The sequence below is a fragment of the Cryobacterium sp. TMT2-42-4 genome, from assembly GCF_004402645.1.
Classification (GTDB): Bacteria; Actinomycetota; Actinomycetes; order Actinomycetales; family Microbacteriaceae; genus Cryobacterium; species Cryobacterium sandaracinum.
The window spans coordinates 66,011-90,908 of record NZ_SOFT01000023.1 but is presented as its reverse complement, the minus strand read 5'-3'; the positions used below and the strand labels follow the sequence as shown (position 1 = coordinate 90,908).

Sequence of the window (24,898 nt, the reverse complement as noted above, 5' to 3'; positions counted from 1 at the left end):
GCCAACCGATACCGCTAGGAGCGCTGGTCCTCGAGGAGGCGGCTCGACTCGTCGTGCCAGCTTTCCGCGATGGCGGCGAGCTTCTCCTGGTGCTTACGGCCGTGGTGCGCGCAGAACAGCAGTTCGCTGTTGTTCACGACCACACGAATGTAGGCCTGGGCTCCACACGCATCACAGCGGTCTGCCGCGGTGAGCTGGTGGGGAGCCTTCTCGTGGTTGATGGCACCATTCTCGGCTGCGATCTGGGACATGGTTTCCTCCTCCAGACTGATACCAATTGATACCAATTTAACCTGTACTCAATGGAAACACGGTCTGGCAAGGTTATCGAGTCGGTTGCCCGTTATTTCGCTCACCGCGTAGCGCACTTCAATCGGGTGTTGATGACCGGGGGAGGGCGCTGGTTCGGTATTCTTGACCGTTGTGAGTTCTTCTGATTATTCCGCCCGCCATCTGTCAGTCCTCGAAGGGCTGGAAGCGGTTCGCAAACGCCCGGGCATGTACATCGGGTCCACCGACTCGCGCGGGCTCATGCACTGTCTCTGGGAGATCATCGACAACTCGGTCGACGAGGCACTGGGCGGGTTCGGCACCAGCATCGACATCGTGCTCCATGCTGACGAGAGCGTGGAGGTGCGCGACACGGCTCGGGGCGTTCCGGTTGACATCGAGCCGAAGACGGGACTGACCGGCGTCGAGGTCGTCTTCACCAAACTGCACGCCGGCGGCAAATTCGGCAGCGGATCGTATGCCGCGTCCGGTGGCCTGCACGGGGTGGGCGCATCCGTCGTCAATGCCCTGTCCGAGCGCCTCGACGTCGAGGTCGACCGTGACGGCAAGACCTGGGCCATGTCGTTCCACCGCGGCGAACCTGGGATTTTCGCGGACTCGGGAAAGAAGAGCCCCGACGCGCCGTTCACGCCTTTTGAGAAGCAGAGCGAACTACGTGTCATCGGCAAGGTCAAGCGCGGTGTGACCGGGACTCGGGTGCGCTACTGGGCCGACCGTCAGATCTTCACGAAGGGGGCGTCGTTTCAGACCGAGGAATTGCTCGAGCGGGCGCGTCAGACGGCCTTCCTCGTCCCGGGCCTGGGGATCGAGATCGCGGACGAGCGCACAGACGTGCACGTGCTCGAGTCCTTCAAGTTCGAGGGCGGGATCTCGGAGTTCGTCGATCACCTCGCCACCGATAGCCCGATCACCGACACCTGGCGACTGACCGGAAACGGAACCTTCCGGGAGACCGTCCCGGTGCTGACCCCGACGGGTGCCATGGTGCCCACCGAGCTGGTCCGGGACTGTGCCGTGGACATCGCCCTCCGTTGGGGGACAGGCTACGATACGGTCGTCCGCAGCTTCGTGAACATCATCGCCACCCCGAAGGGCGGAACGCACCAAGCCGGGTTCGACGCGGGCCTGCTCAAGTTTCTGCGTGCGCAGGTCGAGCTGAACGCTCGGCGGCTCAAAATGGGGTCGGACAAGCTGGAGAAGGACGACGTGATGGCCGGCCTCACAGCCGTGCTCACCGTTCGGCTGCCCGAGCCTCAATTCGAGGGGCAGACCAAGGAGGTGCTCGGCACCCCCGCGGTTCGCGCCATCGTGGCCAACGTCGTCGCCCAAGCCATGAACGCGCGTTTTGTGTCCACGAAGCGCGACGACAAGACGCAGGCCGCGGTCGTCCTGGACAAGATCGTGGCCGAGATGAAATCGCGAATCTCGGCTCGCGCCCACAAGGAAACCCAGCGCCGGAAGAACGCGTTGGAGAGCTCGTCCCTGCCCGCGAAACTGGTCGACTGCCGCAGCAATGATGTCTCGACGAGCGAGCTCTTCATCGTCGAAGGAGATTCCGCCCTGGGCACGGCCAAGCTCGCCCGGGACAGCGAGCACCAGGCACTCCTCCCCATTCGCGGCAAGATCCTGAATGTGCAGAAGGCATCCGTTGCCGACATGCTGTCGAACGTCGAGTGCGCGTCCATCATCCAGGTGATCGGCGCCGGATCCGGACGGAGTTTCGACCTGTCCGCGGCGCGCTACGGCAAGGTCATCATCATGAGCGACGCGGATGTCGACGGCGCGCACATCCGCACGCTGCTGCTCACCCTGTTCTTCCGCTACATGCGCCCGATGATCACGGAGGGGCGCGTTTTCGCGGCCGTACCGCCGCTCCACCGAGTCGTGGTGATGAACCCGGGCACGAAGCCGAACGAGACCATCTACACGTATTCGGAGGTGGAGCTTCAGGCCGTGCTCGCCGGACTCAAGAAAACCGGCAAGCGCTACCAGGATCCGATTCAGCGCTACAAGGGCCTCGGCGAAATGGATGCAGACCAGCTCGCCACGACGACTATGGAGCGGGCGCATCGCACGCTGCGCCGCGTGCGGGTCGCCGACGCGGAGATGGCCGGAAACGTCTTCGAGCTCCTGATGGGCAACGACGTCGCGCCGCGCAAGGAGTTCATCATCGAGAGCTCGGACAAACTGAGTCGCGACCGCATCGACGTGTGACGCCCGTGACCGGGGGGCCTACGAGTGGAACGATGTGCTGGCCAGGTCGCGTTCGCCGTTGATGATGGCGTCGACAACGCGCTGGGCGACGACGACCGGAGAGTAGCCGGCCGGCAGGCGCGGGGCGTTTCCGGAGATCGGGTGAGTGGAGAGGTCGGTCTCGGTGTGACCGGGCCGCGCGTCCAGAATGCGGATGCCGCTACGCCGCAGTTCCCGGCCGGCGGCCTGTCCGAAGGCAGCGAGGGCGGCCTTGGACGCCGAGTATGCGGCGAGGTTGGCAGTGGGGCTCTCGCTGACGACGCCGCTGAGGGTGACGATAAAGGGCTCTCGCCCCTGCTCGGCGGATTCGCCCAGCGCGATCCGAGCCGCACGGAGCAGGCGGATCGGTGCCAACGTGTTCACGGCGAACAGCTCGGCGAGCGTCTCATCGCTCACCTCGATCGCCGGTCCGAAGGCAACCACCCCCGATGCGTTGACGATGCCGTCGAGCCGTCCGTTCACGCTGATCGCGTCGGCGACGAGGGTCGTGATTGCGTTCGGATCGGTGAGGTCGGCGGCGAGCGGGGTTCCGGGGATCTGGAGCGCCTCAAGTTTCGCCTGGTTGCGACCGCTCAGGACGAGTCGGGCGCCGCCGGCAGCCAGAAGTCGGGCAATCTCACTTCCCAGACCCCCCGAGGCGCCGAGGACGAGAATGACGGAATCGTCGAGGTGTGTCATGTCGCCACCATAACGCACTACCCGCCGCACATGGCTGGGGATCGTGCTCGGGTGTCAGCCGATCCTGGCGCCGATGGCGCCGATCACGGAGTCCAGCATGGCCCCGGACGTATCACGCCGCGACCCTGATTCAGGAAGCGTGCGGGGAGTGCCGTCCGACGCGACCGCCCGGGCCGGCAGAGGCCCCACCCACGCGACGGAGACGGTGTCCTCGCCTTTCAGGAACCGTTGGGAGCGCACCCCACCCGTTCCCCGGCCTTTCGCCGGGTACTCGGAGAAATCGGACACTTTGGCGCTGCCCGGGTCTGTTCCGGGCAGGGTGTGGCTGCCGGTCGCGATGGTCGCAACCACGAGCGCGGCCGCGCCGTGCGTTTCCACGCTGGTGAAGTACACCACGTGCGCGTCCGCGGCCAGTTTGATGCCCGCCATGCCGCCGGCGGTGCGCCCCTGCGGGCGCACCGACCCGGCAGGAAAACGCAACAGCTGTGAGTCGGAGGCGATGAAGACGAGTTCGTCGTCTTCCGCACCCTGCGCCGCGCCGACCACCACGTCCTGGGGCTTCAGCGCGATGATCTCGAAATCGGGTTTGTTTGCCCAGTCGCCGGGTGTGACGCGTTTCACGATGCCCTGTCTGGTCCCGAGAACGATCGAATGCTCGGAATCGAGCGCGACGAGCGCGACGATCTTCTCCGCTGTGTTGGACAGGGCCAGGTAGTCGCGCACGCGTACGCCGGCCCCGAGCTGGACCGAGGTCGGCGGGAGCACGGGGAGGTCGACGGGGGAGAAGCGGATGAGCCGTCCCAGGCTGGTGACCGCTCCAACCTCGGTGCGACTGGTGGTGTCCAGAACGGACAGGACGGCGTCATGCTTGCTGCGCCTCTGAGCCGGGGTGATCCGCTCCGGCTGGACAGTGGAGCCGGCCGGAATCTCCACCCGGGCGATCTTGCCCGTCACGCTGAGGTAGACCCGGGTCGGGGTGTCCGTCACCTCGAGGATGGCGGCCTTCCGCTTGGCGGCGGCGCTGTTGGCGCCGGCGACACTCGCCTTGGCCTCAGTCAACAGGGTTCGCCGAGGCGTGCCGAAACGCTCGGCCACCGAGGCCAGTTCGTCGGACACCAGGGTGCGGATGGAGGCCTTTCTGCCGAGAAGCTTCTTCAGCGTCGCGATCTCCGCCAGCAGCTGATCCCGCTCGGTTTCGAGTTCGATGCGCGAGAAGCGGGTCAGGCGCCGCAGGCGGAGCTCGAGGATGTACTCGGCTTGAATCTGGCTCAGATCGAAAACGTCGATCAGCTTGGCGCGCGCCTGCTCGCTGTCGTCGCTGGCGCGGATGACCTGGATCACCTCGTCGATGTCCAGGATTGCCACCAGGAGGCCTTCGACGAGATGCAGACGCTCCGTTCGTCGGGCCAGTCGGTAGGCCGAGCGCCGGGTCACGACCTCGATTCGGTGTCCGATGTAGACGAGCAGGAGTTCTCGCAGGCCCAGTGTCTGCGGGCCGCCGTCGACGAGGGCGACCGCATTGATGTTGAATGAGTCCTCGAGCGGGGTCACCCGGTACAACTGCTCGAGCACGGCCTCCGGGCTGAAACCGGTCTTGATCCCGATGACGAGACGGAGCCCCTTGGTGCGGTCCGTCAGATCGGTGACATCGGAGATGCCACTGAGCTTCTTGGAATTGACCCCGTCCTTGATCTTTTCGATGACCCGCTCGGGCCCGACCAGATAGGGAAGTTCGGTGACGACGAGACCGGCCTTGCGCGCGGTGATGGCTTCGACGGATACCCGCGCCCGGGTCTTGAAACTGCCGCGCCCGGTGGCGTAGGCATCCATGATTCCCGACAGCCCGACGATCGTGCCGCCGGTGGGCAGGTCAGGCCCGGGGACGAACTCCATCAGGTCTTCGAGGGTCGCGTTTGGGTGGGCGAGCAGATGGCGTGCCGCGCCGACGACCTCGATCAGGTTGTGCGGGGCCATGTTGGTGGCCATGCCGACGGCGATACCGCTCGCGCCGTTGACGAGCAGGTTGGGGTAGGCGGCCGGGAGAACGTCCGGCTGGGTGAGCTGGTTGTCGTAGTTGGGTACGAAGTCGACGACGTCTTCGTCGAGGTTTTCTGTCATGGCCAGGGCCGGCGCGGCCAGCCTGGCCTCGGTGTACCGCGGGGCGGCCGGCCCGTCATCGAGCGAGCCGAAGTTGCCGTGGCCGTCGATCAAAGGGACCCGGAGCGTGAACGCCTGCGCCATGCGCACGAGAGCGTCATAGATCGCGGTGTCGCCATGCGGGTGCAGCTTGCCCATGACCTCGCCGACGACCCGCGCCGACTTGACGTGGCCGCGATCGGGGCGGAGCCCCATCTCGCTCATCTGGTACAGGATGCGCCGTTGCACTGGCTTGAGCCCGTCCCGGGCGTCCGGGAGCGCCCGGGAGTAGATGACCGAGTAGGCGTATTCGAGGAACGAGCCCTGCATCTCGGTGGAGACATCGACGTCTTCGATGCGCTCGGTGAACGTGGCGGGCGTGGTGCTGTCTGAACGGCTCATTCGTGAATTCTGCTGAGGCGTGCGTTGCGGGACGCGCGCTGTCGGGTAGGCGCTGGATCGATCCGGCCCTGTCTATGTCAGACTTGGCACGATGCCCCCCATGCTACCGGCCCGCCAATTCGGCACCCTGCGCCTTGCCGACGTTCTCACAAGTTCTCTCTCATCGATCGAGGGCATTTCCAACATTCTGGACCTCGGCCAGACGAACAAGGCGGTCGTCCTTCTGGCGGACGGCCTCGGCGTCAGTTCCCTCCGAGCCCGTCCCGGGCACGCCCGATTCCTGAACTCGCTGCTGACCAAGTCCAGCGTGATCGACGGCGTCTTCCCATCCACCACGGCTGCAGGAATCACGACCCTCACCACGGGTGTCGCACCCGGGCAGCACGGACTCGTCGGCTACCGGGTCCGAGACGCCGACCATGACCGTGTGGTGAACCAGCTGACCGGCTGGGACGACGGCATGCGACCGGAGACCTGGCAGCGTGCGCGCACCGTCTTCGAACGCGCCGCGGATGCCGGCATTCCCGGTTTCGCCATCGGACCCCGCCGGTACACCACATCCGGCTTCACCCAGGCGGCGCTTCGCGGTGCGCACTACGTGCCCGCAGAGAGCGTGCCCGACAGGTTCGCCGCCGCGCGACACCTTCTGGACACCGAGCCGCGCGCCCTCGTCTACGTCTACGTTCCCGAGCTGGATGTGGCCGCCCACGCGCACGGCTGGGAGTCCGAGCGGTGGTTGTCCGCGCTGGAGAACCTCGACGGCGCGGTTGCCCGCTTCGCGGCCGCACTGACAGCCGATGAGGGTCTCCTGGTCACGGCCGACCACGGAATCATCGACGTCCCGATGACCAGACACGTGCTCTTCGACACGGTCCCCGAACTCGTCGGCGGCGTCCGCCACATCGGCGGGGATCCCCGGTGCCTGCACCTCTACCTCGAACCCGAACTCGGTTCCGACGCAGCCGCAGCCCTCGCCGATACGTGGCGCGGTATCGAAGGCCACCGCGCCTGGGTCTTCAGCCGCGCGGAAGCAGTCGAGGCCGGGCTGTTCGGCGAAGTTGCACCCGAGGTCCTGCCTCGCATCGGCGACGTGATCGTGGCCGCACGCAAGCTCATCGCCTACTACGACTCCCGCGAGCCGAATCAGTCCGCACGTTCGATGGTCGGTCAGCACGGTTCGCTGACGGACGAGGAACTCCGCGTGCCCCTGATCAGGTCGGGGACCTTCTCCGTTTGAGGGCGTGAGTGTTGCGGCGTCAGGCGGGGTAGCGGCCGCGCTTGACCTGTGGTTTCGGCAGGCGAAGCACACGCAGTTGCAGTGCACGCATCGCTGCGTACCAGCGCACACGCTCGGCCTTCTCAGCGCCGAACTTGGCATTGAGCTTGCGCGTGACGATAAAGCCCAGGATGACGGAGTCGACAACGGCGACGATGACGAAGACCCACAGGCCCAGGATTCCGTACGTCTGCACTGCCGCGTCGGGGAATACGCTGAGCAGGATGACCAGAAACATCACCGGGATCATGAATTCGCCCACGTTGAAGCGGGCGTCGACAAAGTCGCGCACGAAGCGCTTCTGCGCACCGCGGTCGCGCACCGGGAGGAACTTCTCATCGCCGGCAGCCATACCCACCCGGGCACGCTCGCGAGCCTCGGCGGCCTTGCCTCTGGCCTGCTTGGCCGCGAGCTTGCGGTCATCTGGAACAAGCGGGCGCCGATTCAAAGCCTCCTGCTGCCTGCGGCTGGGCGTAGCCTGCCCTTTGCCGACAGGGTGGGATGCCGCGAGGCGAGACCTGGTCTCGTCCGGGGTCTCCATGGATGGTTGTGCGTCTGGGTTCACAGGCTTAGCCACATCAGTTCCTTGCAATTGGTTGCCTTAAGATTACCTGATGACCGATATTCGAGAAACAGCGCCCTCGGCAATCTCCCCGGCCGCCCCGGCTCTTCGCGCGGCAGTCGAACGCGGCCTCCCCACGACCATTGCCGACCTGTGCGCCCTGGTGCGGATTCCCTCCGTCTCCTGGGATGCCTTTGACGCGCATCAGGTTGCCGCCAGTGCGGATGCCGTCGCGGTCCTGGTCCGCGACCTCGGGGTGTTCGATTCGGTCGAGGTCAAGCGGGCCGGGATCCCGGGCGGTGCCGAACTCGGCCATCCGGCCGTTTTGGCCACGCGCGCGGCACGCAACGGGCGCCCGACGGTTCTGCTCTATGCGCACCACGATGTGCAACCGCCCGGCCAGGATGCGGACTGGGACTCCAACCCGTTCGAACCGACCGTGCGCGGCAACCGCCTCTACGGACGCGGTGCGGCGGACGACAAGGCGGGGGTCATGGCCCACATCGCGTCGATCCGAGCTCTCGTGGAAGCAGAAGGACCCGATTTCAACCTCGGCCTGGCACTCTTCATCGAAGGCGAGGAAGAGTTCGGCAGCCGGTCCTTCGCCACCTTCCTGGAGGAGAACCGGGAGTCCCTGCGCGCGGACGCCATCGTCGTCGCGGATTCGAACAACTGGGACATCAACACCCCTGCACTGACCACGGCGCTGCGCGGCAATGTCACGTTCCGACTGACGGTCCGCACCCTTGACCACGCGTCGCACTCGGGCATGTTCGGGGGAGCGGTTCCCGACGCGATGATGGCCGCCGTTCGTCTGCTCGACAGCCTGTACGCCGACGACGGCGCCGTCGCCGTCCGCGGGCTGACGAGCATCGATGTTCCGACTCCGGACTACACGGTGGAGCAGCTCCGCCTGGAAACCGGGCTCACCGACGGCGTCGTCGCGATCGGTCACGGCTCGGTGCTCAGCCGGATCTGGTCCCAGCCGGCCATCACAATCACCGGGATCGACGCGCCGTCCGTGGCCAACGCGTCGAACACGCTTACCCCGGCCGTCACCGTTCGACTAAGCACCCGGATCGCTCCCGGTCAGTCGGCCGACGAGGCTTTCCGTGCGCTCGAGGCGCATCTGCGTGCCAAGGCTCCATTCGGCGCCCGGATCGACATCGATGACGTCGACACGGGGGAGGCCTTCCTGGTCGACACGGGCGGCTGGGCCGTCGCTGAGACGCGGAGCGCCATGGCCGAAGCCTGGGGCGAAAGCCCGGTGGACATCGGCGTCGGCGGGTCCATCCCCTTCATCGCCGACCTGGTGCGGGTGTTTCCGGACGCTCAGATCCTGGTCACCGGGGTCGAGGACCCGGATTCCAGGGCGCACAGCCCCAACGAATCTCTGCATCTCGGAGTGTTCAAGCGGGCCATCCTCAGTGAGGCCTTCCTACTCGGCCGTCTGAATCAGCGCACCGGCAGCTGATCCGACCGAGAGCGCAGAAATCCGGGAATGCAGAGGGTGTATTCCCGGTTGTGGTCGGTACAATCTTCGTTGCCTCCGACGGTCATTCAGCCGCCGCGAAAGACCGCGTGAAAACGACTCGAACACTGAGGAGCACCATGACCGACACAGTCGCCACCAGCACAGCCGCCCATGGCGTGGGCCTGAGCGCCACCGCCGCTGACAAGGTACGCAGCCTGCTCGCTCAGGAAGGCCGCGAGGACCTCCGCCTGCGCGTTGCCGTTCAACCCGGAGGCTGCTCCGGCCTCATCTACCAGCTCTATTTCGACGAGAGGCTACTCGACGGTGACGCTCTCGTCGACTTCGATGGGGTCGAGATCGTCGTGGACAAAATGAGTGTCCCCTACCTGGACGGGGCATCCATTGACTTCGAGGACACCATCCAAAAGCAGGGGTTCACGATCGACAATCCGAACGCCGGCGGAAGCTGCGCATGCGGAGATTCCTTCAGCTGACCCACCGACGTCGGACAAAGCGCCCCGGGCTAGTACCTCCGCAAATCCTGTGACTGGCGACGAATTCGTTATCTCGGAGGCCGGTTCTTGCACAACGGATCGTGTCACCCGCAGTAAGCTGAGGGTCTATAGAAGCACTTCCAGTTAAGTGTCCTCGAGTCTCACCGAAAGGTTACTGGTGCGCAAAAACCATCGTCTCCGATGGGCTGCAATTCCAATCGCAGCGTCGTTGGCCCTTGTTCTCGCAGGTTGCTCGCAAGCCCAGCTTCATGGCTACCTCCCCGGCTTCATCGAGGGTGAGCCGGCGGTGACTAACCAGACCGAACGCATCTCCGGGCTATGGACCACGTCATGGATCGTTCTTTTGATCGTGGGTCTCATCACCTGGGGGCTCACGATCTGGGCCGTCGTTGTCTACCGTCGCCGCAAGGGCCAGACCGGTCTTCCGGTGCAGCTTCGTTACAACATGCCTATCGAAATTTTCTACACTGTCGTTCCCCTTATTCTCGTGGTCGGTTTCTTCGCCTTCACCGCGCGGGACCAGGCAGAGATCGAGGCACGCTTCGATGAGCCGGAGGTCAAAATCCAGGTCATCGGCAAGCAGTGGGCTTGGGACTTCAACTACGTCAACGAAGACGTCTATACCGCGGGGATCCAGGGCCAGCCCGACGTCGACGGTCCCGCCGGTTCGCTGCTTCAGTCCGAAATCCCCACGCTCGTCCTGCCGGTCGGCCAGAAGGTCGAGCTGGCGCTCGACGCCCGCGATGTCATCCACTCGTTCTGGGTCGTCGACTTCCTGTACAAAAAGGACATGATCCCCGGCAAGACCAACTACATGTCGATCATCCCGGAGCGCATCGGCACCTATGACGGGAAATGTGCCGAACTGTGCGGCGAGTACCACTCGCTCATGCTCTTCAAGGTCGAGGTCGTCTCCGAGGCAGACTACGAGTCGTACATCGACTCTTTGCGTGCTGAAGGCAACGACGGCCAGCTCGGCCTCGAGTACGAGCGCAACCAAAATCTGCCGGGAACGACAGCACCGACCGAGCAGGAGGGCAACTAGTCCATGACTACCACCACTACGGCATCTTCCGCGCCGGCAGCCCCCACCGCTCCGCGTCGGCCCACCGGTGTCGAGCGCAAGGGCAACGTCATCGTCCGGTGGATCACCTCCACCGACCACAAGGTGATCGGGTACATGTACCTGATCACGTCGTTCGTCTACTTCTGCCTCGCCGGCGTCATGGCACTGGTGATCCGCGCACAGCTCTTCGCCCCCGGTCTCGAGGTCGTCCAGACGAAGGAGCAGTACAACCAGCTCTTCACCATGCACGGCACAATCATGCTGCTGATGTTCGCGACACCGCTGTTTTTCGGATTCGCGAACTCCCTCATGCCCCTGCAGATCGGCGCCCCCGACGTGGCCTTCCCCCGGTTGAACGCCTTCTCCTTCTGGGCCTTCTTCTTCGGCAGCCTTGTCGCCGTCGGTGGCTTCCTCACCCCGCAGGGTGCCGCGTCCTTCGGCTGGTTCGCCTATCAGCCACTGGCCAGCACGACGTTCTCCCCAGGCGTCGGCGGCAACCTGTGGATGGTCGGGCTCGGGCTGAGCGGCTTCGGCACCATCCTCGGAGCCGTGAACTTCATCACCACAGTGATCACGATGCGCGCCCCCGGCATGACCATGTTCCGGATGCCCATCTTCACCTGGAACACCCTGGTCACGTCGCTTCTCATCCTGATGGCCTTCCCGGTCCTCGCCGCGGCGCTCCTGGCCGCGGCGTCCGACCGGATCTTCCTCTCGCACATCTACGATCCGGCCAATGGTGGTGCCATCCTGTGGCAGCACCTGTTCTGGTTCTTCGGTCACCCTGAGGTGTACATCATCGCGCTGCCGTTCTTCGGCATCGTGTCAGAAGTCTTCCCGGTCTTCAGCCGCAAGCCGATCTTCGGTTACAAGACCCTCATCTACGCGACCATCTCCATCGCGGCACTGTCCGTGGCGGTCTGGGCGCACCACATGTACGTCACCGGCTCCGTGCTGCTGCCGTTCTTCTCCCTGATGACGATGCTGATCGCCGTCCCGACCGGGGTGAAGATCTTCAACTGGATCGGCACCATGTGGCGGGGCTCACTGACCTTTGAGACGCCCATGCTGTGGGCCCTCGGCTTCTTGGTCACCTTCACCTTCGGTGGCCTCACCGGCGTCATCCTGGCCTCGCCGCCGCTCGACTTCCACGTCTCGGACACCTACTTCGTCGTCGCGCACTTCCACTACGTCATCTTCGGAACCGTGGTGTTCGCGATGTTCAGCGGGTTCTACTTTTGGTGGCCGAAGTGGACCGGCAAGATGCTCAATGAGAGCCTCGGCAAGTGGCACTTCTGGTTCCTCTTCATCGGTTTCCACACCACCTTCCTGGTACAGCACTGGCTGGGCGTCGTGGGCATGCCGCGTCGCTACGCGTCGTACCTGCCCGAGGACGGCTTCACCTGGATGAACCAGTTGTCCACGGTCGGTTCGGTCATTCTCGCGATCTCGATGATCCCGTTCTTCCTGAACGTCTATATCACCGCCCGCAAGGCACCGCAGGTCACCGTGAACGACCCGTGGGGCTACGGCGGCTCGCTGGAGTGGGCTACCTCCTGCCCGCCGCCGCGCCACAACTTTACCTCGATCCCGCGCATCCGGTCCGAACGCCCTGCGTTCGACCTGAACCACCCGGAAGCGCCCATAACAGTCGGAATCGGGCCGGCGAAGGACGCCCCGGATGCCCCCACGTACGACGTCGCGTCGAAAAGGACGAAGTAAATGAGAACCAACGTCAACCTGCTCTGGGTTCTGACAGGATTTTTCGCCCTGGTCACGGTTGCCTACGTCATCTGGGGACTCGTCGACCCGTTGCAGAACAAGGTTGAGTGGGCGGGGACGTTCGCACTCGGCCTGTCCGCCATCCTGTTCAGCTTTATCGCCTTCTACCTCGGACGCGTACACAGCGCCCAGGGCGGCGAGCTTCCCGAAGATCGTCTGGACGCGAATATCGACGACGGCGACCCTGAGGTTGGTTTCTACAGCCCGTGGAGCTGGTGGCCCATCCTCTTGGCTGCCAGTGCTGCTCTGCTCTTCATGGGGCTGGCTGTCGGCGTGTGGATCTCGATCATCGCGTTGGGTGTCGGCGTCATCTGCCTCGTCGGTTGGGTATACGAGTACTACCGGGGCAATTTCGCGCGCTGATTCGAACCGAAATGCGTACTTCAGGCAGAAGGGGCGGCGTCCAGGACACAGGTCCTGGACGTCGCCGTTGGTTATACCCGGCGCATCGCTTCGGAGTGACACGTTCGGATAATTTCACAGTTCCACGTAGCCTGATCCACAGTTCCCGCCCGCATGGCCTCAAACGATTTCGACGGAGATTCTCTGGTGTACTCGTCTTTCCAGGGCGTCGGGGTGCGATTCTGCCAGAATCTCCGTCGAATTCGTTCAGGTCGTGGGACGCTACGCGTGGCTGCCGGGCTTCAGATCGTGATGCGACGGTAGCCGAGTAACTCGAAGGACGCCGTGACGGTCTGAACGCCGCTGAGCTGGTGGGTCAGCGCGTCGACATCCGTGTGGTGGGCTGACGGACCCATCCCGATCAGAGCGGATGCCTGGGCCGGGTTGAGACGCAGCGAAGACGACAACTCGTCCCGTGTTTCCAGTTCGAAGGCGGGGGACAGCGCCTCGGACAGGTGCTTGCCTTTGTTCGCGGGCACGTCCAACGCCAGACCGGACGCCCTGAGCTCCTGCAGGTGGGAAGCTTGCGGCACGACGACGATGAGCAGGCCGTCTTCGCGCAGCACCCGGTGAAACTCGGACGGGTTCCGGGGGGCAAAAACGTTGAGGAGTACATCTGCTGATGCGTCCCGTACCGGCAGGGGGGACCAGACATCCGCCACGAGCCCGTCGACGTTGTCCTGACCGCTCACTGTGCGCCCGACCGCCACGGGGGAAAGGTCCATTCCCAGGGCACGCGCATCTGGACAGAGTGCGAGAACCCCCCGCAAGTAGTATCCGGTTCCACAGCCGATGTCTAAGACCCGGGAGGGGTTCTCAGCCGCCACCCGCTCAGCGAGGCGGTGGCGCAGCGGCTCGTACCAGCCGGTCTCAAGGAAAAGTGCTCTCGCGTCGACCATCGCGACGCTATCGCCGATCAGCCGGCGCGCACCGCCTGCCAATGACACGTATCCGCGCTTGTTCGCGTCGAAGGAGTGTCCGGCCCCGCAGCGCAGCGTCAGCGGCCTGGCGGGGGTGAGTGGCAGAAAACAGTTCGGGCACCGAAGCCACTCCGACAGGGTCTGGAGGGACATCGATGCCCGATCTGTGTTCGCGGCCGGAGCCTAGTGGTGGTGGTCGTGCGCCCGTTCGAGTTCAGTGGTCGATACCGGTTCGATCCGGTCCTCGAAGAACCAGCGGGACAGTCCGGCACGGGCCTTTTGGCCCGCCGTGATTTTGCCCTTGGCGTTCGGGCGGATCATGAGCGGCTTGTAGTCGTTATAGCTGACCAGCTTCCAGCGCTCATATTCATCAACGGGCTGGTGAACTTCGATGTACTCGCCACCGGGCAGACGCACGATACGTCCGGACTCGTAGCCGTGCAGAACGATCTCGCGGTCCTTCTTCTGCAACGCCAGGCAGATGCGTTTCGTCACGAAGAAGGCGATGAAGGGCCCCACAATCACCAGGAACTGCATGGTGTGAATCACGCCCTCCATCGTCACCTTGAAGTGCGTTGCGATGATGTCCGAGGAGGCCGTGGCCCACAGCGCCGCGTAGAACGTGACTCCGGCGGCACCGATGGCGGTGCGTGTCGGGGCGTTCCGGGGACGGTCGAGAATGTGGTGCTCTCGCTTGTCTCCGGTGACCCATCCCTCGATGAACGGGTAGATGAGCACGACCAGGATGAACAGGCCCAGCGACACCAACGGGATCAGGATGTTGAAGGACCAGGTGCGATCGAGCCAGACCATCTCGAGTCCCGGCGGGATCAGGCGCAGGGCGCCGTCAGCGAAACCGATGTACCAGTCCGGCTGTGTTCCGGCCGAAACGGGGGAGGGGTCGTAGGGACCGTAGTTCCAGATGGGGTTGATCGTGAACAGCGACGCCATCAGCATCACGATGCCGAAGACGATGAAGAAGAAGCCACCGGCCTTGGCCGCATATACGGGGAGAACCGGGTAGCCGACCACATTCTGGTTGGTGCGTCCGGCACCAGGGTATTGCGTGTGTTTGTGTACGACGACGAAGAGCAGGTGCATCGCGATCAGTGCCACGATAATGGCCGGCAGCAGCAGAATGTGGAGGGAGTACAGGCGTCCGACGATCGCCTCGCCCGGGAACTCTCCACCGAACAGGAGGAACGAAATCCAGGTTCCGACCAGCGGGATTCCCTTGACCATTCCGTCGATGATGCGCAAGCCGTTTCCGGAGAGCAGGTCGTCGGGGAGGGAGTAGCCGGTGAATCCTTCGGCCATGGCCAGGATGAACAGAACGAACCCGATGACCCAGTTGAGCTCGCGCGGCTTGCGGAACGCACCGGTGAAGTAGATGCGGAGCATGTGCAAGCCGATTGCAGCCACGAAGAGTAGTGCTGCCCAGTGGTGGACCTGGCGCATGAGGAGCCCGCCACGAATATCAAAGGAGATGTCCAGGGAGGATGCCATCGCGGCAGACATCTCCACACCCTTGAGTGGCATGTACGAACCGTCGTACTCCACCGGCGTCATCGACGCACTGAAGAAGAACGTGAGGAACGAACCGGACAACAGGATGATGACAAAGCTGTACAGGGCAACCTCACCGAGCAGGAATGACCAGTGGTCGGGGAAGATCTTGCGACCTAGTTCCTTGACCGCAGTCGAAATGCTGGTGCGTTCGTCGATGTAGTTCGCGGCGGCCCCGGTAAGGCCACCGGACTTCTTTGTTTCGACTAGGTCAGTAGTCGTAGTTGCAGTGCTCAATTCCGCTCCCAGAAGCTCGGTCCGACGGGTTCAGTGAAATCGCTTTGTGCAATGAGATACCCCTCGGAGTCTACCGTGATGGGCAGCTGCGGCAGAGGGCGCTTGGCCGGTCCGAAGATGACTTCGCACTGGTTCGTCACGTCGAACTGCGACTGGTGACAGGGGCACAGGAGCGTGTGGGTCTGCTGCTCATAAAGCGCGACCGGGCATCCGACGTGCGTGCAGATCTTTGAGTAGGCGACAATGCCGTCGTACGACCAGTCCTTCTTGTCGGCGGGCTCATTGATGTCTTCCGGCTTCAGCCTCATCAGAAGAACTGCGGCCTTGGCCTTCTCTTCGAGTTTGCCGTGGCCGAGGTCCTGCAATCCTTCGGGAATCACATGAAAGGCCGAGCCGAGGGTGACATCGGAGGCCTTGATCGGTGTGCCCGTGGGATCGATCGCGAGCCTGGTGCCCTTCTTCCACATGGTGTGTTCGAGAGCTGCAGCGGGATTGGTGTCCTGCGGGCCCAAGCCGCGGAACAGCACGACGGCCGGAAGCGGAAAGGCGATCAAGGCGCCGATGAGGCTGTTTCGGATTAGCGTACGGCGACCGATGCCCGATTCGACATTGGCCTCGTGAAAGATCTCGACCGCGCGTTCGCGGGTCTCATCCGACCCTCGCACCGGGTGGCGCTCGTCGACGCCTTCGTGGTCGAACATGAGCGCCTTGCCCCAGTGCACGGCGCCGATGCCGATTGCCAGAAGGGCGAGGGTGAGGCCGAGACCGATGAAGAGGTTGTTCAGACGAACCGAATCCGGTTCCTCAGGGATGATCGGGAAGACCATATACGCCACGATTGCGAAGACACTGCCCACGATCGACAGGTAGAAGAGCGTGTAGACGGTTCGCTCGGCGCGACGCTCCGCGCTGGGGTTGAGGTCGGTGACGCGCAGGCGGTGCGGGGGGAAACCCGGATTGGCCACGGCGTCCCGTACGACGACGGCGGTGCCCGCGGGAGCCCCCTCATGCCCGACGCCCGACGAGTCAGCAGCGGTCAAGTCCTTCCCGCTGTTATCGTCCTTGGCCATTGTTCTCCTTCATCGGAATTCTCATAAAACAGTTTGTGTCAGACCTGGTTGGTGATCAGTTCGACTTGGCGGTGATCCACACCGTCAGGGCAACGATCGACCCAAGACCGAAGATCCAAAGGAAAAGACCTTCCGAGACCGGTCCGAGGGCGCCCAGAGCGAATCCACCGGGAGACGGGTTGTTGTCCAGGTACTTGAGGTAGGTGATGATGTCGCGCTTGCTCTCCGGGGAAATGTTCATGTCGTTGAACACGGGCATATTCTGCGGGCCGGTGACCATGGCCTCGTAGATGTGCTTCTCCGTGACCCCCGCCAGGGCAGGCGCATACTTGCCCTGAGTGAGGGCACCACCGGCGCCGGCGACGTTGTGGCACATCGCGCAGTTGATGCGGAACAGCTCGGCGCCGTTGGCGGCATCGCCCTCAGCGTCGAGGAGAGACGGATCCGGAAGTGCCGGACCCGGCGCGAGGGACGCCACGTAAGCGGCGAGGGACACGATTTGCTCGTCTGTGAACTGGACGGCCTTCTTCTCAGCCTGCGGTCCGTTCAACTGCATCGGCATCCGTCCGGTGCCCACCTGGAAGTCGACCGATGCAGCACCGACGCCGATCAGGCTGGGGCCGGCATTGGTCCCCGCTGCTTCCAATCCGTGACAGGTGGCGCAGTTGGCCGCGAAGAGTTTCTGCCCTTCGCTGACGGTCTGCTGCGACGCGGCGTTCGTCTCCGCACTGGCCGTGCTCGTGCTGAAAGCGGCGTAGGCGCCTCCTGTGAAGAGGAGTCCGATCGCGATGAGGGCGACGCTGGCAAGCGGGCTGCGACGGCCGGCTTTGCGACCGTCGGACTGCTTCGGTGTGCTAATCGTGGTCATACGTGGTGTCCACTCCGACTTTCTATTTAAGAACGTAAATAACGAGGAACAACCCGATCCAGACGACGTCGACGAAGTGCCAGTAGTACGACACGACGATGGCGCTCGTTGCTTCCTTGTGACCGAAGTTCTTGACCGCGAAGGCGCGCCCGATGACGAGCAGGAACGCGATCAGGCCGGCAGTCACGTGAATACCGTGGAACCCGGTGGTGAGGTAAAATGCGGATCCGTAGGCGTTGCTGGTAAGCGAGACGCCCTCGGAAACGAGAGTCGCGTACTCAAAGACCTGACCGGACACGAATATGGCCCCGAGGGCGTAGGTGAGGAAGAACCACTCGACCATGCCCCACTGGCTGGGTTTCCATCCGGTCGAACGTGATTGCAGGCGTTCTGCCGCAAACACTCCGAATTGGCAGGTCACCGAAGAGGACACAAGGATCAGCGTGTTCACGAGGGCGAATCCGAAGCCGTGCTTCTCTGTCTCGAATAACCACAATTCAGGCGACGTCGACCGCAGCGTGAAATAGATGGCGAAGAGCCCGGCGAAGAACATGACTTCGCTGCCCAACCAGACGATAGTGCCGACAGCCACGCTGTTGGGCCGGTTAACAACGGGCGCATTGACCGTGTAAGTAATTGATGGACTCGTCACCCTTCCATTATGGCCGATTTGCGTAGCGGTTATTGTCATCGGGGCGGACCTGTCCCTCAATTGCGGGAATGACTACCTGATTGCAACAAACGCGCCCCGGGAAGCGAATTCGGGACGGATCGTCGATCTCGCTAAAATCGTTCCATGCTTGAAATTCAGTCCTGGCCAAACGTCCTCAGCGCTCTGCTTGCGGGGGAGGACCTCAGCGTCTCCGATGCCGCGTGGAGCATGGAGCAGGTCATGCTGGGGGAGGCAACTCCGGCGCAGCTGGCCGGCTTCCTCGTAGCCCTACGCGCCAAGGGCGAAACCGTTGACGAAATCGTCGGGTTTCGGGATGCGATCCTCGACCATGCCGTACCGCTGGCGGTGAACCCGATGGCCTTGGACATCGTCGGCACTGGTGGGGATCGGTTCGGCACCGTCAACATCTCGACGATGGCCTCCATCATCTGCGCCGGGGTCGGCGTTCCCGTGATCAAACACGGGAACCGGGCCTCAAGCTCGGCGTCCGGTTCGTCGGACGTGCTTGCTGCCCTCGGCATTGACCTGACACTGTCCGCCGACCAGGTTGCTGCCATTTTGGATACGGCTGGGATCACCTTCGCCTTCGCTGCCGCTTTTCACCCAGGGTTCCGTCACGCAGCCCTGGCGCGCAAGGAGCTCGGCATCCCCACGGTGTTCAACTACCTCGGCCCGTTGTGCAATCCGGCCCGTCCCGAGGCGTCAGCAGTGGGAGTCGCAAACCTGGACCGAGTTCCGCTCATCGTGGGTGTATTCCAGACGCGGGGGGCGACGGCCCTGGTCTTCCGCGGTGATGACGGTCTTGATGAGCTGACCACGACGGGCCACAGCCATGTCTGGGAGGTGTCGCGGGGCTTGGTGACGGAACACGACATCGATCCGCGTGACCTGGGAATTCGACGGGCCTCGATCAATGAGCTCGTTGGCGGGGACGCTGAGCACAATGCCGCCGTCGTTCATTCAGTGCTGGCCGGTGAGGTCGGTGCGGTGCGTGACATCGTCCTGCTGAACGCGGCCGCCGGCCTGGTCGCGTTTGACCTGGCAAACGATCCCGCGCAGTCTCAAGTCAATATCATCGAGCGCTTCCGCACCAAAATGGCCGTGGCCGCAGAGGCAGTCGACTCCGGTGCGGCCACGGTCAAGCTCGCTGAGTGGGTTGCGGCCAGTCGGGTGTGACCCGGCTGGCCCAGACACCGAGACGAGCTAGACGACGTCGTCGTCAACCCAGCCGAACGTCTTGGTAACGGCCTTCTTCCAGTTGCGCATCTGTCGGTTCCGCTCTTCTTCGCCCATTTGCGGGGTCCACCGGCTGTCCTCCTGCCAGTTGGCCCGCAATTCGTCAAGGTCGCTCCAGAACCCGACCGCCAGTCCGGCGGCGTACGCGGCGCCGAGAGCCGTGGTTTCGGCCACGACGGGTCGTACCACTGGCACGCCGATGATGTCGGCCTGGAACTGCATCAGCGTGTTGTTGACGATCATGCCGCCGTCAACCTTCAGCTCGGTCAATGGGACACCAGAGTCGGCGTTGACCGCGTCGAGGACCTCCCGGGTCTGAAACGCGGTCGCCTCGAGGGTGGCGCGGGCGATGTGGCCCTTGTTCACGAATCGGGTCAGGCCGACCAGGGCGCCACGGGCATCCGCACGCCAGTACGGCGCGAACAGGCCGGAGAAGGCCGGCACGAAGTAGGCGCCGCCATTGTCATCGACCGTTTTGGCAAGCGTCTCGATTTCCTCGGAGGTACTGATCATTCCCAGATTGTCTCGCAGCCACTGCACGAGGGCGCCGGTGACGGCGATCGACCCCTCCAACGCATAGTGGGGGGCCGCGTCGCCGAGTTTGTAACCGAGCGTGGTGAGCAGACCGTTCTTGGAGTGGATGATCTCGGTGCCCGTGTTGAAGATGAGGAAGTTGCCCGTGCCGTAGGTGTTCTTCGCCTCACCCTGGTCGAAAGCGGCCTGTCCGAAGGTGGCCGCCTGCTGGTCGCCCAGGATGCCCGCGATCGGTACCTCGCGCAGCAGGCTGTGCTCATTCACGAGGCCGTAGACCTCGGACGAGGAGCGAATCTCGGGCAGCATCGACCTCGGCACCCCGAAGGCGGCGAGGATGTCGTCGTCCCATTGCAGAGTCTCGAGATCCATGAACATGGTGCGACTGGCGTTGGTCACGTCCGTCGCGTGCACGCCGCCTTCGAGCCCGCCGGTCAGGTTCCACAGCACCCAGGAGTCCGTCGTGCCGAACATCAGATCGCCCGCTTCGGCCTTGGCGCGCGCGCCATGCACGTTCTCAAGAATCCAGACGATCTTCGTTCCGGAGAAGTATGTCGCCAGGGGGAGCCCAACCTGGGCTTTGAACCGTTCGACTCCGCCGTCGGCGGCGAGACGGTCCACGATCGGCTGGGTGCGGGTATCCTGCCAGACAATCGCGTTGTATACGGGCAGCCCGGTGTGGCGGTCCCAGACCACTGCGGTCTCACGCTGGTTGGTGATTCCCACGGCCTCGATGTCATGCCGAGTCAGGTTCGCCTTGGACAAAGCCTGGCCGATCACTTCACGGGTGTTGTCCCAAATTTCCATCGGGTCGTGCTCGACCCAGCCGGCCCGGGGGAAGATCTGCTCGTGCTCAAGCTGACCAATCGCGATCACCGAGCCTGCTTTGTCGAAGATGATGGCTCGGGAACTCGTGGTTCCCTGGTCGATTGCGATGACGTACTTGGCCATGAAATACCTCCTTGGATTGCGAGAATCGATGCTGGACGCGGCGCACTGACGCCACACAGTGCGGGCCGATTCAATGACTGAACCGGCCCGCGGGAAGGATTACGTGAGGACGGGCAAAAGGAACAGGGAAGCCCATCCGGCGAGCATGCCGCCAATGACCGGACCCACGACAGGAACCCAGGAATATGCCCAATCGGACGTTCCCTTGCCCTTGATCGGCAGGACGAAGTGCGCGATGCGGGGCCCCAGGTCACGAGCCGGGTTGATGGCGTATCCGGTCGGCCCACCGAGCGAGGTGCCGATGACGATGACAAGCAGCGCGACGGGCAGTGCACCGAGCGCGGCCAGTCCACCACTCTCGCCCTGGCGCCCGCCACCGAAAGCCAGAACGACGAAGACGAGCACGAATGTGCCGATGATCTCGGTTGTCAGATTCCAGCCGTAGGAGCGGATGGCCGGACCGGTCGAGAAGACGCCGAGTTTGTTGGCGGAGTTGGGCTCAGCGTCGAAGTGCTGTTTGTAGGTCAGCCAGCAAAAGACGGCTCCGATGAAGGCGCCGAGGAACTGACCCGCGATGTAGGTGAGGACCGACAGGAAGTTCACGGGAACGCCCGAACCGAACTCCGTCGCACCCGCTGTCACCAGGCCGAGGGTGACTGCCGGGTTGAGGTGTGCGCCGGAGTTATAGGCGACGATGACGCCGGCGAAGACTGCGAAACCCCACCCGATGGTGACCATGAGGAATCCGCCGCCAAGGCCCTTGTTCTTGGCCAGCGCGACGTTGGCGACCACACCGGTTCCGAGGAGGACGAGCATCCCCGTACCCAGCACTTCCGATAAGAATACGACTCCAATATTGTCCACGTTGACCTTTCTTGGTGAGGCTGGAGATGCCGGAGCAACCCTGAGCGGTGAGCGATCGGCATTACCATAGCGCGGCGATTAACGCAGCGGAATGGGCCGGTGGACGTGTAATTCACCGCCCCTTACCGGCAGCGAGGGCAGCGCGTAGGTTGAGCCTGGAGTGCACGGCGCTCCACACCAGCCCGTCGACGGGCAGTCCAACCACCTCGATCGAAGGAAGAGACATGAAGAAACTCGTCAATGATCCCAAGAACGTCGTCGCTGAGGCCGTGGCCGGGTTCGGCGCGGCCCACGCCGATATCGTCCGGATTTCGACGGAACCGATCCACATCGTGCGCACGGAAGCTCCCGTTGCCGGGAAAGTGGGTCTGGTCAGCGGAGGAGGAAGCGGACACGAGCCACTTCACGGTGGGTTCGTCGGGTTCGGGATGCTGGACGCAGCCGTACCCGGGGCCGTTTTCACCTCACCGACACCCGACCCGATCCTCGCCGCGACGAAGGCGGTCGATGGGGGAGCGGGGGTACTCCACATCGTCAAGAACTACACCGGGGACGTCTTGAATTTCGAGACCGCCGCCGACCTCGCCGCCGCGGAGGGAATCGAGGTCCGCTCGGTGATCGTCAACGACGACGTCGCCGTGAAGGACTCGCTGTACACGGCCGGGCGACGTGGTGTGGCCGGAACGGTCCTGGTCGAGAAGATCGCTGGAGCGTCGGCTGAGCGCGGAGACGCCCTGGAGACCGTTGCCGCGATCGCAGAGAGGGTCATCTCCGGGGTGCGGTCAATGGGTGTGGCGCTGACGCCGTGCGTTGTTCCCCACGCCGGGGAAGGCAGCTTCACGCTCGCCGACGATGAGATCGAGATCGGGATCGGCATCCACGGCGAGCCGGGGCGCGCGCGCATCACGCTGGAGCCGGCCGACGCCATCGTCGACCGTCTCCTCGGCCCTATCCTTGAGGACATCCCGTTCGTGGCCGGAGACAACGTGCTTCTCTTCGTCAACGGAATGGGCGGCACACCGCAAATCGAGCTGTACATCGTATTTCGACGGGCCGCCGAGGTGTTGGCCGAACAGGGGATCGTAGTGACCAGGACACTCGTCGGGAACTTCACGACGTCTCTCGAGATGCAGGGAACATCCATCACCGTGCTGAAACTCGATGACGAATTGACTGCCCTGTGGGATGCGCCGGTCCAGACGGCAGCGCTACGGTGGGGACGATAGGCGGGTAGAAGGAGATCCAATGAATTTGGACGGCACGTGGGCGAAAGCCTGGATCAGGGCCAGTGCGGCGGTAATGAATGAGCACCGTGTGGAATTGATTGATCTGGACCGTGAAATCGGCGATGGTGATCATGGTGAAAACATGGACCGCGGTTTTCAGGCGGTGCTGTTGAAACTCGATGACCTTCCGGCCGAGGCGAACCCCGGGGACGTCTTCAAACTCGTCGCAACCACATTGATCTCAACCGTGGGCGGTGCGGCGGGTCCACTGTACGGAACAGCGTTCCTCAAGGCGGCCGTGGCCATCACCGGCTCGGCTGACCTTAACGGGGCCGCTCTGGTTGCACTCCTGGCGGCCGCGCGAGACGGCATCGTCCTGCGCGGCAAAGCGGAGTCCGGAGACAAGACCATGGTCGATGCCTGGACTCCGGCGGTCGACGCCGCCGAAGCAGCCCGTGCCGACGGTGCGGACGACCTGGCGATTTTGATGGCTGCGGCAGCTGCTGCCGAGGCAGGGGCAGAGGCGACGGAACCCTGGGTCGCGCGTAAGGGACGGGCTAGCTACCTCGGCGAACGGGCCATCGGTCACCGCGACCCGGGAGCGCAGTCTTCGGCCCTGCTGTTGCGAGCAGCTGCCGACACCGCCGCGACCGCCTGAAATGACCGCCACAGAGGGGCTTGTCGGTCTCGTTTTCATCTCCCACAGCTCGAAGATCGCCGACGGTCTCGTCGATCTGGCGACCCAGATGGCAGCCCGAACGAGGATGGTCCCGGCCGGTGGGACAGACGACGGGGGTATCGGCACGAGCTTCACGAAGGTGGTCAGCGGCATTGCACAGGCTGACGCCGGCGCCGGCGTCGTGCTGCTCTGCGACCTGGGCTCCGCGATCCTGACGGCCGAAACCGCGTTGGATTTCCTCGGAGACGCGGCGCGTGCCCGAGTACGAATCGTGGATGCGCCTCTGGTCGAGGGGGGAGTGGCTGCAGCCGTCGCCGCCGAGATAGGGGGAGACATCGCGTCTGTCGTGCGGGCCGCGCAATCCGCCGCCGGGGCGGTCTGCGCACCTGGGGCGGAACCAGCGCTGCCGCCAGTGGTCACGCGAACCGTTACCCTGGTAAACAAGGATGGTCTGCATGCCCGACCGGCTGCTGACTTCGTGAAGCTCGCCAGTACGTTCGAGGCACGAGTCACCGTGAATGGCAAAGATGCGTCCAGTCTGCTTGCCGTGATGTCACTCGGACTCATCCGCGGCATGACCGCGGAGATCTCCTCCTCGGATGAGGCCGGAGCGGCAGCCGTAGCCGCATTGGGAGACCTTCTGGAATCGGGTTTCGGAGAAGAGTAGACGCACAGCACACACGCCTGGTCGATTTTGCAACTCGGCGTAGTCTGAGCGCATGGTCAAAGACAGGAAACCGCCGGAGAGCAGTCCTACTCGTCACTCCGACCGAGTGGATCCGCGATTCGCGGATACGGACGGGCCGACCGATCTAAAGGAATGCCCGGTCTGTGGGCAGACCATGCGTGCGCATTCGATCGAGCGCGGCGCCCATGACACGATCCTTACGTGCCCCGTGCCGCATCCGGGCGCGTGGGACCGGGACGCGTTCCTGCCCGTGAACGAATTCGGGATGGTCCTGCGCCCGCACGAACCGGAGAACACGGACGAGGAAATCGACCGCCCCGAATGAGGCCGCCGGCGGCGGTTCGGTTGGCTGTCGCCAAATGTCTGCACACGGGTCCCAATCCACCGTTGGACACACTCCGGCACGATGCGGGACGTTTCGGAAGTGCTCCGATGCCTCTCGTAGTCCGGCGAAAGCGTAGTCTGTACTGACATAATGTGCATTATCGGTCAATCAATGAAGAGGTCTGGACGTGCTGGCCGGACTCGACTACCGTGTGCGACACGGCTCGT

The 24,898-nt window shown here is 63.8% G+C and carries 23 protein-coding genes; 12 read left to right on the top strand and 11 right to left on the bottom strand.

Going from position 1 to position 24,898, the window contains the following annotated elements:
- Nucleotides 1-14: 14 nt before the first annotated feature.
- Nucleotides 15-251: a hypothetical protein gene (locus E3O18_RS07790; RefSeq protein WP_134373800.1), complete on the bottom strand. Its 237-nt coding sequence runs from the start codon at nucleotides 249-251 to the stop codon at nucleotides 15-17.
- Between the two features lie 172 nt (nucleotides 252-423).
- Here E3O18_RS07790 and E3O18_RS07785 point away from each other — a divergent pair, with 172 nt between their 5' ends.
- On the top strand, nucleotides 424-2,505 hold the full coding sequence (locus E3O18_RS07785; RefSeq protein ID WP_134395590.1) for a DNA topoisomerase IV subunit B: 2,082 nt from the start codon (nucleotides 424-426) through the stop codon (nucleotides 2,503-2,505).
- Between the two features lie 18 nt (nucleotides 2,506-2,523).
- Here the strand turns inward: E3O18_RS07785 and E3O18_RS07780 are convergent, their stop codons facing one another.
- On the bottom strand, nucleotides 2,524-3,222 hold the full coding sequence (locus E3O18_RS07780) for an SDR family NAD(P)-dependent oxidoreductase (protein ID WP_134395589.1): 699 nt from the start codon (nucleotides 3,220-3,222) through the stop codon (nucleotides 2,524-2,526).
- Nucleotides 3,223-3,276: 54 nt separating this feature from the next.
- On the bottom strand, nucleotides 3,277-5,760 hold the full coding sequence (locus E3O18_RS07775) for a DNA topoisomerase (ATP-hydrolyzing) (RefSeq protein ID WP_134417832.1): 2,484 nt from the start codon (nucleotides 5,758-5,760) through the stop codon (nucleotides 3,277-3,279).
- 91 nt (nucleotides 5,761-5,851) lie between these two features.
- Between E3O18_RS07775 and E3O18_RS07770 the strand changes: the two genes are divergently transcribed.
- The gene (locus tag E3O18_RS07770) at nucleotides 5,852-6,997 is read left to right on the top strand and encodes a nucleotide pyrophosphatase/phosphodiesterase family protein (protein ID WP_198410591.1); all 1,146 of its coding nucleotides are present in this window, start codon (nucleotides 5,852-5,854) and stop codon (nucleotides 6,995-6,997) included.
- 19 nt (nucleotides 6,998-7,016) lie between these two features.
- Here E3O18_RS07770 and E3O18_RS07765 read toward each other — a convergent pair whose 3' ends face one another.
- Nucleotides 7,017-7,613, bottom strand: a complete 597-nt coding sequence (locus tag E3O18_RS07765; RefSeq protein ID WP_241973235.1) for a DUF3043 domain-containing protein — start codon at nucleotides 7,611-7,613, stop codon at nucleotides 7,017-7,019.
- 37 nt (nucleotides 7,614-7,650) lie between these two features.
- Between E3O18_RS07765 and E3O18_RS07760 the strand changes: the two genes are divergently transcribed.
- The 5 genes from E3O18_RS07760 (at nucleotide 7,651) to E3O18_RS07740 (ending at nucleotide 12,798) form a co-directional block, all read left to right on the top strand.
- Nucleotides 7,651-9,072 carry a dipeptidase gene (locus tag E3O18_RS07760; RefSeq protein WP_134395587.1) on the top strand — a complete coding sequence of 474 codons (1,422 nt, stop codon included), beginning with the start codon at nucleotides 7,651-7,653 and terminating at the stop codon, nucleotides 9,070-9,072.
- Between the two features lie 137 nt (nucleotides 9,073-9,209).
- A complete protein-coding gene (locus tag E3O18_RS07755) occupies nucleotides 9,210-9,566 on the top strand; it encodes an iron-sulfur cluster assembly accessory protein (protein WP_134395586.1) in 357 nt (118 codons plus the stop codon).
- Between the two features lie 178 nt (nucleotides 9,567-9,744).
- The gene (gene coxB / locus E3O18_RS07750; protein WP_134395585.1) at nucleotides 9,745-10,632 is read left to right on the top strand and encodes a cytochrome c oxidase subunit II; all 888 of its coding nucleotides are present in this window, start codon (nucleotides 9,745-9,747) and stop codon (nucleotides 10,630-10,632) included.
- A gap of 3 nt (nucleotides 10,633-10,635) precedes the next feature.
- The gene (gene ctaD, locus E3O18_RS07745; RefSeq protein ID WP_134395584.1) at nucleotides 10,636-12,375 is read left to right on the top strand and encodes a cytochrome c oxidase subunit I; all 1,740 of its coding nucleotides are present in this window, start codon (nucleotides 10,636-10,638) and stop codon (nucleotides 12,373-12,375) included.
- Nucleotides 12,376-12,798, top strand: coding sequence for a cytochrome c oxidase subunit 4 (locus E3O18_RS07740; protein WP_134395583.1), 423 nt, complete (start codon nucleotides 12,376-12,378; stop codon nucleotides 12,796-12,798).
- A 281-nt stretch (nucleotides 12,799-13,079) separates the two neighbouring features.
- Here E3O18_RS07740 and E3O18_RS07735 read toward each other — a convergent pair whose 3' ends face one another.
- The 5 genes from E3O18_RS07735 to E3O18_RS07715 form a co-directional block, all read right to left on the bottom strand.
- On the bottom strand, nucleotides 13,080-13,736 hold the full coding sequence (locus E3O18_RS07735; RefSeq protein ID WP_241978145.1) for a methyltransferase domain-containing protein: 657 nt from the start codon (nucleotides 13,734-13,736) through the stop codon (nucleotides 13,080-13,082).
- 204 nt (nucleotides 13,737-13,940) lie between these two features.
- Nucleotides 13,941-15,560 carry a ubiquinol-cytochrome c reductase cytochrome b subunit gene (locus E3O18_RS07730; RefSeq protein ID WP_134395581.1) on the bottom strand — a complete coding sequence of 540 codons (1,620 nt, stop codon included), beginning with the start codon at nucleotides 15,558-15,560 and terminating at the stop codon, nucleotides 13,941-13,943.
- Complete coding sequence (locus tag E3O18_RS07725; RefSeq protein ID WP_134417829.1) at nucleotides 15,557-16,630, bottom strand: Rieske 2Fe-2S domain-containing protein; 1,074 nt, start codon at nucleotides 16,628-16,630, stop codon at nucleotides 15,557-15,559. Before E3O18_RS07725 ends, E3O18_RS07730 begins: the two co-directional genes overlap by 4 nt.
- 55 nt (nucleotides 16,631-16,685) lie before the next feature.
- A complete protein-coding gene (locus E3O18_RS07720) occupies nucleotides 16,686-17,498 on the bottom strand; it encodes a cytochrome c (protein WP_134395579.1) in 813 nt (270 codons plus the stop codon).
- Nucleotides 17,499-17,520: 22 nt separating this feature from the next.
- Complete coding sequence (locus tag E3O18_RS07715; RefSeq protein WP_241977815.1) at nucleotides 17,521-18,090, bottom strand: heme-copper oxidase subunit III; 570 nt, start codon at nucleotides 18,088-18,090, stop codon at nucleotides 17,521-17,523.
- A 204-nt stretch (nucleotides 18,091-18,294) separates the two neighbouring features.
- Here E3O18_RS07715 and trpD point away from each other — a divergent pair, with 204 nt between their 5' ends.
- Nucleotides 18,295-19,347, top strand: coding sequence for an anthranilate phosphoribosyltransferase (trpD, locus tag E3O18_RS07710; protein WP_134395577.1), 1,053 nt, complete (start codon nucleotides 18,295-18,297; stop codon nucleotides 19,345-19,347).
- A 27-nt stretch (nucleotides 19,348-19,374) separates the two neighbouring features.
- Here trpD and glpK read toward each other — a convergent pair whose 3' ends face one another.
- Both glpK and E3O18_RS07700 read right to left on the bottom strand, forming a co-directional pair.
- Nucleotides 19,375-20,889: a glycerol kinase GlpK gene (gene glpK / locus E3O18_RS07705; RefSeq protein ID WP_134395576.1), complete on the bottom strand. Its 1,515-nt coding sequence runs from the start codon at nucleotides 20,887-20,889 to the stop codon at nucleotides 19,375-19,377.
- Nucleotides 20,890-20,988: 99 nt separating this feature from the next.
- Nucleotides 20,989-21,753, bottom strand: coding sequence for an MIP/aquaporin family protein (locus E3O18_RS07700; RefSeq protein WP_134417828.1), 765 nt, complete (start codon nucleotides 21,751-21,753; stop codon nucleotides 20,989-20,991).
- A gap of 224 nt (nucleotides 21,754-21,977) precedes the next feature.
- On the opposite strand from E3O18_RS07700, the gene dhaK reads away from it, so the two are divergent.
- The 4 genes from dhaK to E3O18_RS16080 all read left to right on the top strand — a co-directional run bounded on the left by dhaK (nucleotide 21,978) and on the right by E3O18_RS16080 (nucleotide 24,671).
- The gene (gene dhaK, locus E3O18_RS07695) at nucleotides 21,978-22,979 is read left to right on the top strand and encodes a dihydroxyacetone kinase subunit DhaK (RefSeq protein WP_134417827.1); all 1,002 of its coding nucleotides are present in this window, start codon (nucleotides 21,978-21,980) and stop codon (nucleotides 22,977-22,979) included.
- Between the two features lie 19 nt (nucleotides 22,980-22,998).
- Nucleotides 22,999-23,637, top strand: a complete 639-nt coding sequence (gene dhaL, locus E3O18_RS07690) for a dihydroxyacetone kinase subunit DhaL (RefSeq protein WP_134395573.1) — start codon at nucleotides 22,999-23,001, stop codon at nucleotides 23,635-23,637.
- Between the two features lies 1 nt (nucleotide 23,638).
- Nucleotides 23,639-24,325, top strand: a complete 687-nt coding sequence (dhaM, locus tag E3O18_RS07685) for a dihydroxyacetone kinase phosphoryl donor subunit DhaM (RefSeq protein WP_134417826.1) — start codon at nucleotides 23,639-23,641, stop codon at nucleotides 24,323-24,325.
- A 175-nt stretch (nucleotides 24,326-24,500) separates the two neighbouring features.
- Nucleotides 24,501-24,671: a hypothetical protein gene (locus E3O18_RS16080; RefSeq protein WP_166784607.1), complete on the top strand. Its 171-nt coding sequence runs from the start codon at nucleotides 24,501-24,503 to the stop codon at nucleotides 24,669-24,671.
- The last annotated feature ends 227 nt before the right edge of the window (nucleotides 24,672-24,898 follow it).

Excerpts from the sequence above, each read along its gene's own strand:
- E3O18_RS07790 (WP_134373800.1), bottom strand. The coding sequence starts at position 251 with ATGTCCCAGATCGCAGCCGAGAATGGTGCCATCAACCACGAGAAGGCT.
- E3O18_RS07780 (WP_134395589.1), bottom strand. The coding sequence starts at position 3,222 with ATGACACACCTCGACGATTCCGTCATTCTCGTCCTCGGCGCCTCGGGG.
- E3O18_RS07775 (WP_134417832.1), bottom strand. The coding sequence starts at position 5,760 with ATGAGCCGTTCAGACAGCACCACGCCCGCCACGTTCACCGAGCGCATC.
- E3O18_RS07770 (WP_198410591.1), top strand. The coding sequence starts at position 5,852 with ATGCCCCCCATGCTACCGGCCCGCCAATTCGGCACCCTGCGCCTTGCC.
- E3O18_RS07760 (WP_134395587.1), top strand. The coding sequence starts at position 7,651 with ATGACCGATATTCGAGAAACAGCGCCCTCGGCAATCTCCCCGGCCGCC.
- E3O18_RS07755 (WP_134395586.1), top strand. The coding sequence starts at position 9,210 with ATGACCGACACAGTCGCCACCAGCACAGCCGCCCATGGCGTGGGCCTG.
- ctaD (WP_134395584.1), top strand. The coding sequence starts at position 10,636 with ATGACTACCACCACTACGGCATCTTCCGCGCCGGCAGCCCCCACCGCT.
- E3O18_RS07740 (WP_134395583.1), top strand. The coding sequence starts at position 12,376 with ATGAGAACCAACGTCAACCTGCTCTGGGTTCTGACAGGATTTTTCGCC.
- E3O18_RS07735 (WP_241978145.1), bottom strand. The coding sequence starts at position 13,736 with ATGGTCGACGCGAGAGCACTTTTCCTTGAGACCGGCTGGTACGAGCCG.
- E3O18_RS07725 (WP_134417829.1), bottom strand. The coding sequence starts at position 16,630 with ATGGCCAAGGACGATAACAGCGGGAAGGACTTGACCGCTGCTGACTCG.
- E3O18_RS07720 (WP_134395579.1), bottom strand. The coding sequence starts at position 17,498 with ATGACCACGATTAGCACACCGAAGCAGTCCGACGGTCGCAAAGCCGGC.
- trpD (WP_134395577.1), top strand. The coding sequence starts at position 18,295 with ATGCTTGAAATTCAGTCCTGGCCAAACGTCCTCAGCGCTCTGCTTGCG.
- glpK (WP_134395576.1), bottom strand. The coding sequence starts at position 20,889 with ATGGCCAAGTACGTCATCGCAATCGACCAGGGAACCACGAGTTCCCGA.
- dhaK (WP_134417827.1), top strand. The coding sequence starts at position 21,978 with ATGAAGAAACTCGTCAATGATCCCAAGAACGTCGTCGCTGAGGCCGTG.
- dhaL (WP_134395573.1), top strand. The coding sequence starts at position 22,999 with ATGAATTTGGACGGCACGTGGGCGAAAGCCTGGATCAGGGCCAGTGCG.
- dhaM (WP_134417826.1), top strand. The coding sequence starts at position 23,639 with ATGACCGCCACAGAGGGGCTTGTCGGTCTCGTTTTCATCTCCCACAGC.
- E3O18_RS16080 (WP_166784607.1), top strand. The coding sequence starts at position 24,501 with ATGCGTGCGCATTCGATCGAGCGCGGCGCCCATGACACGATCCTTACG.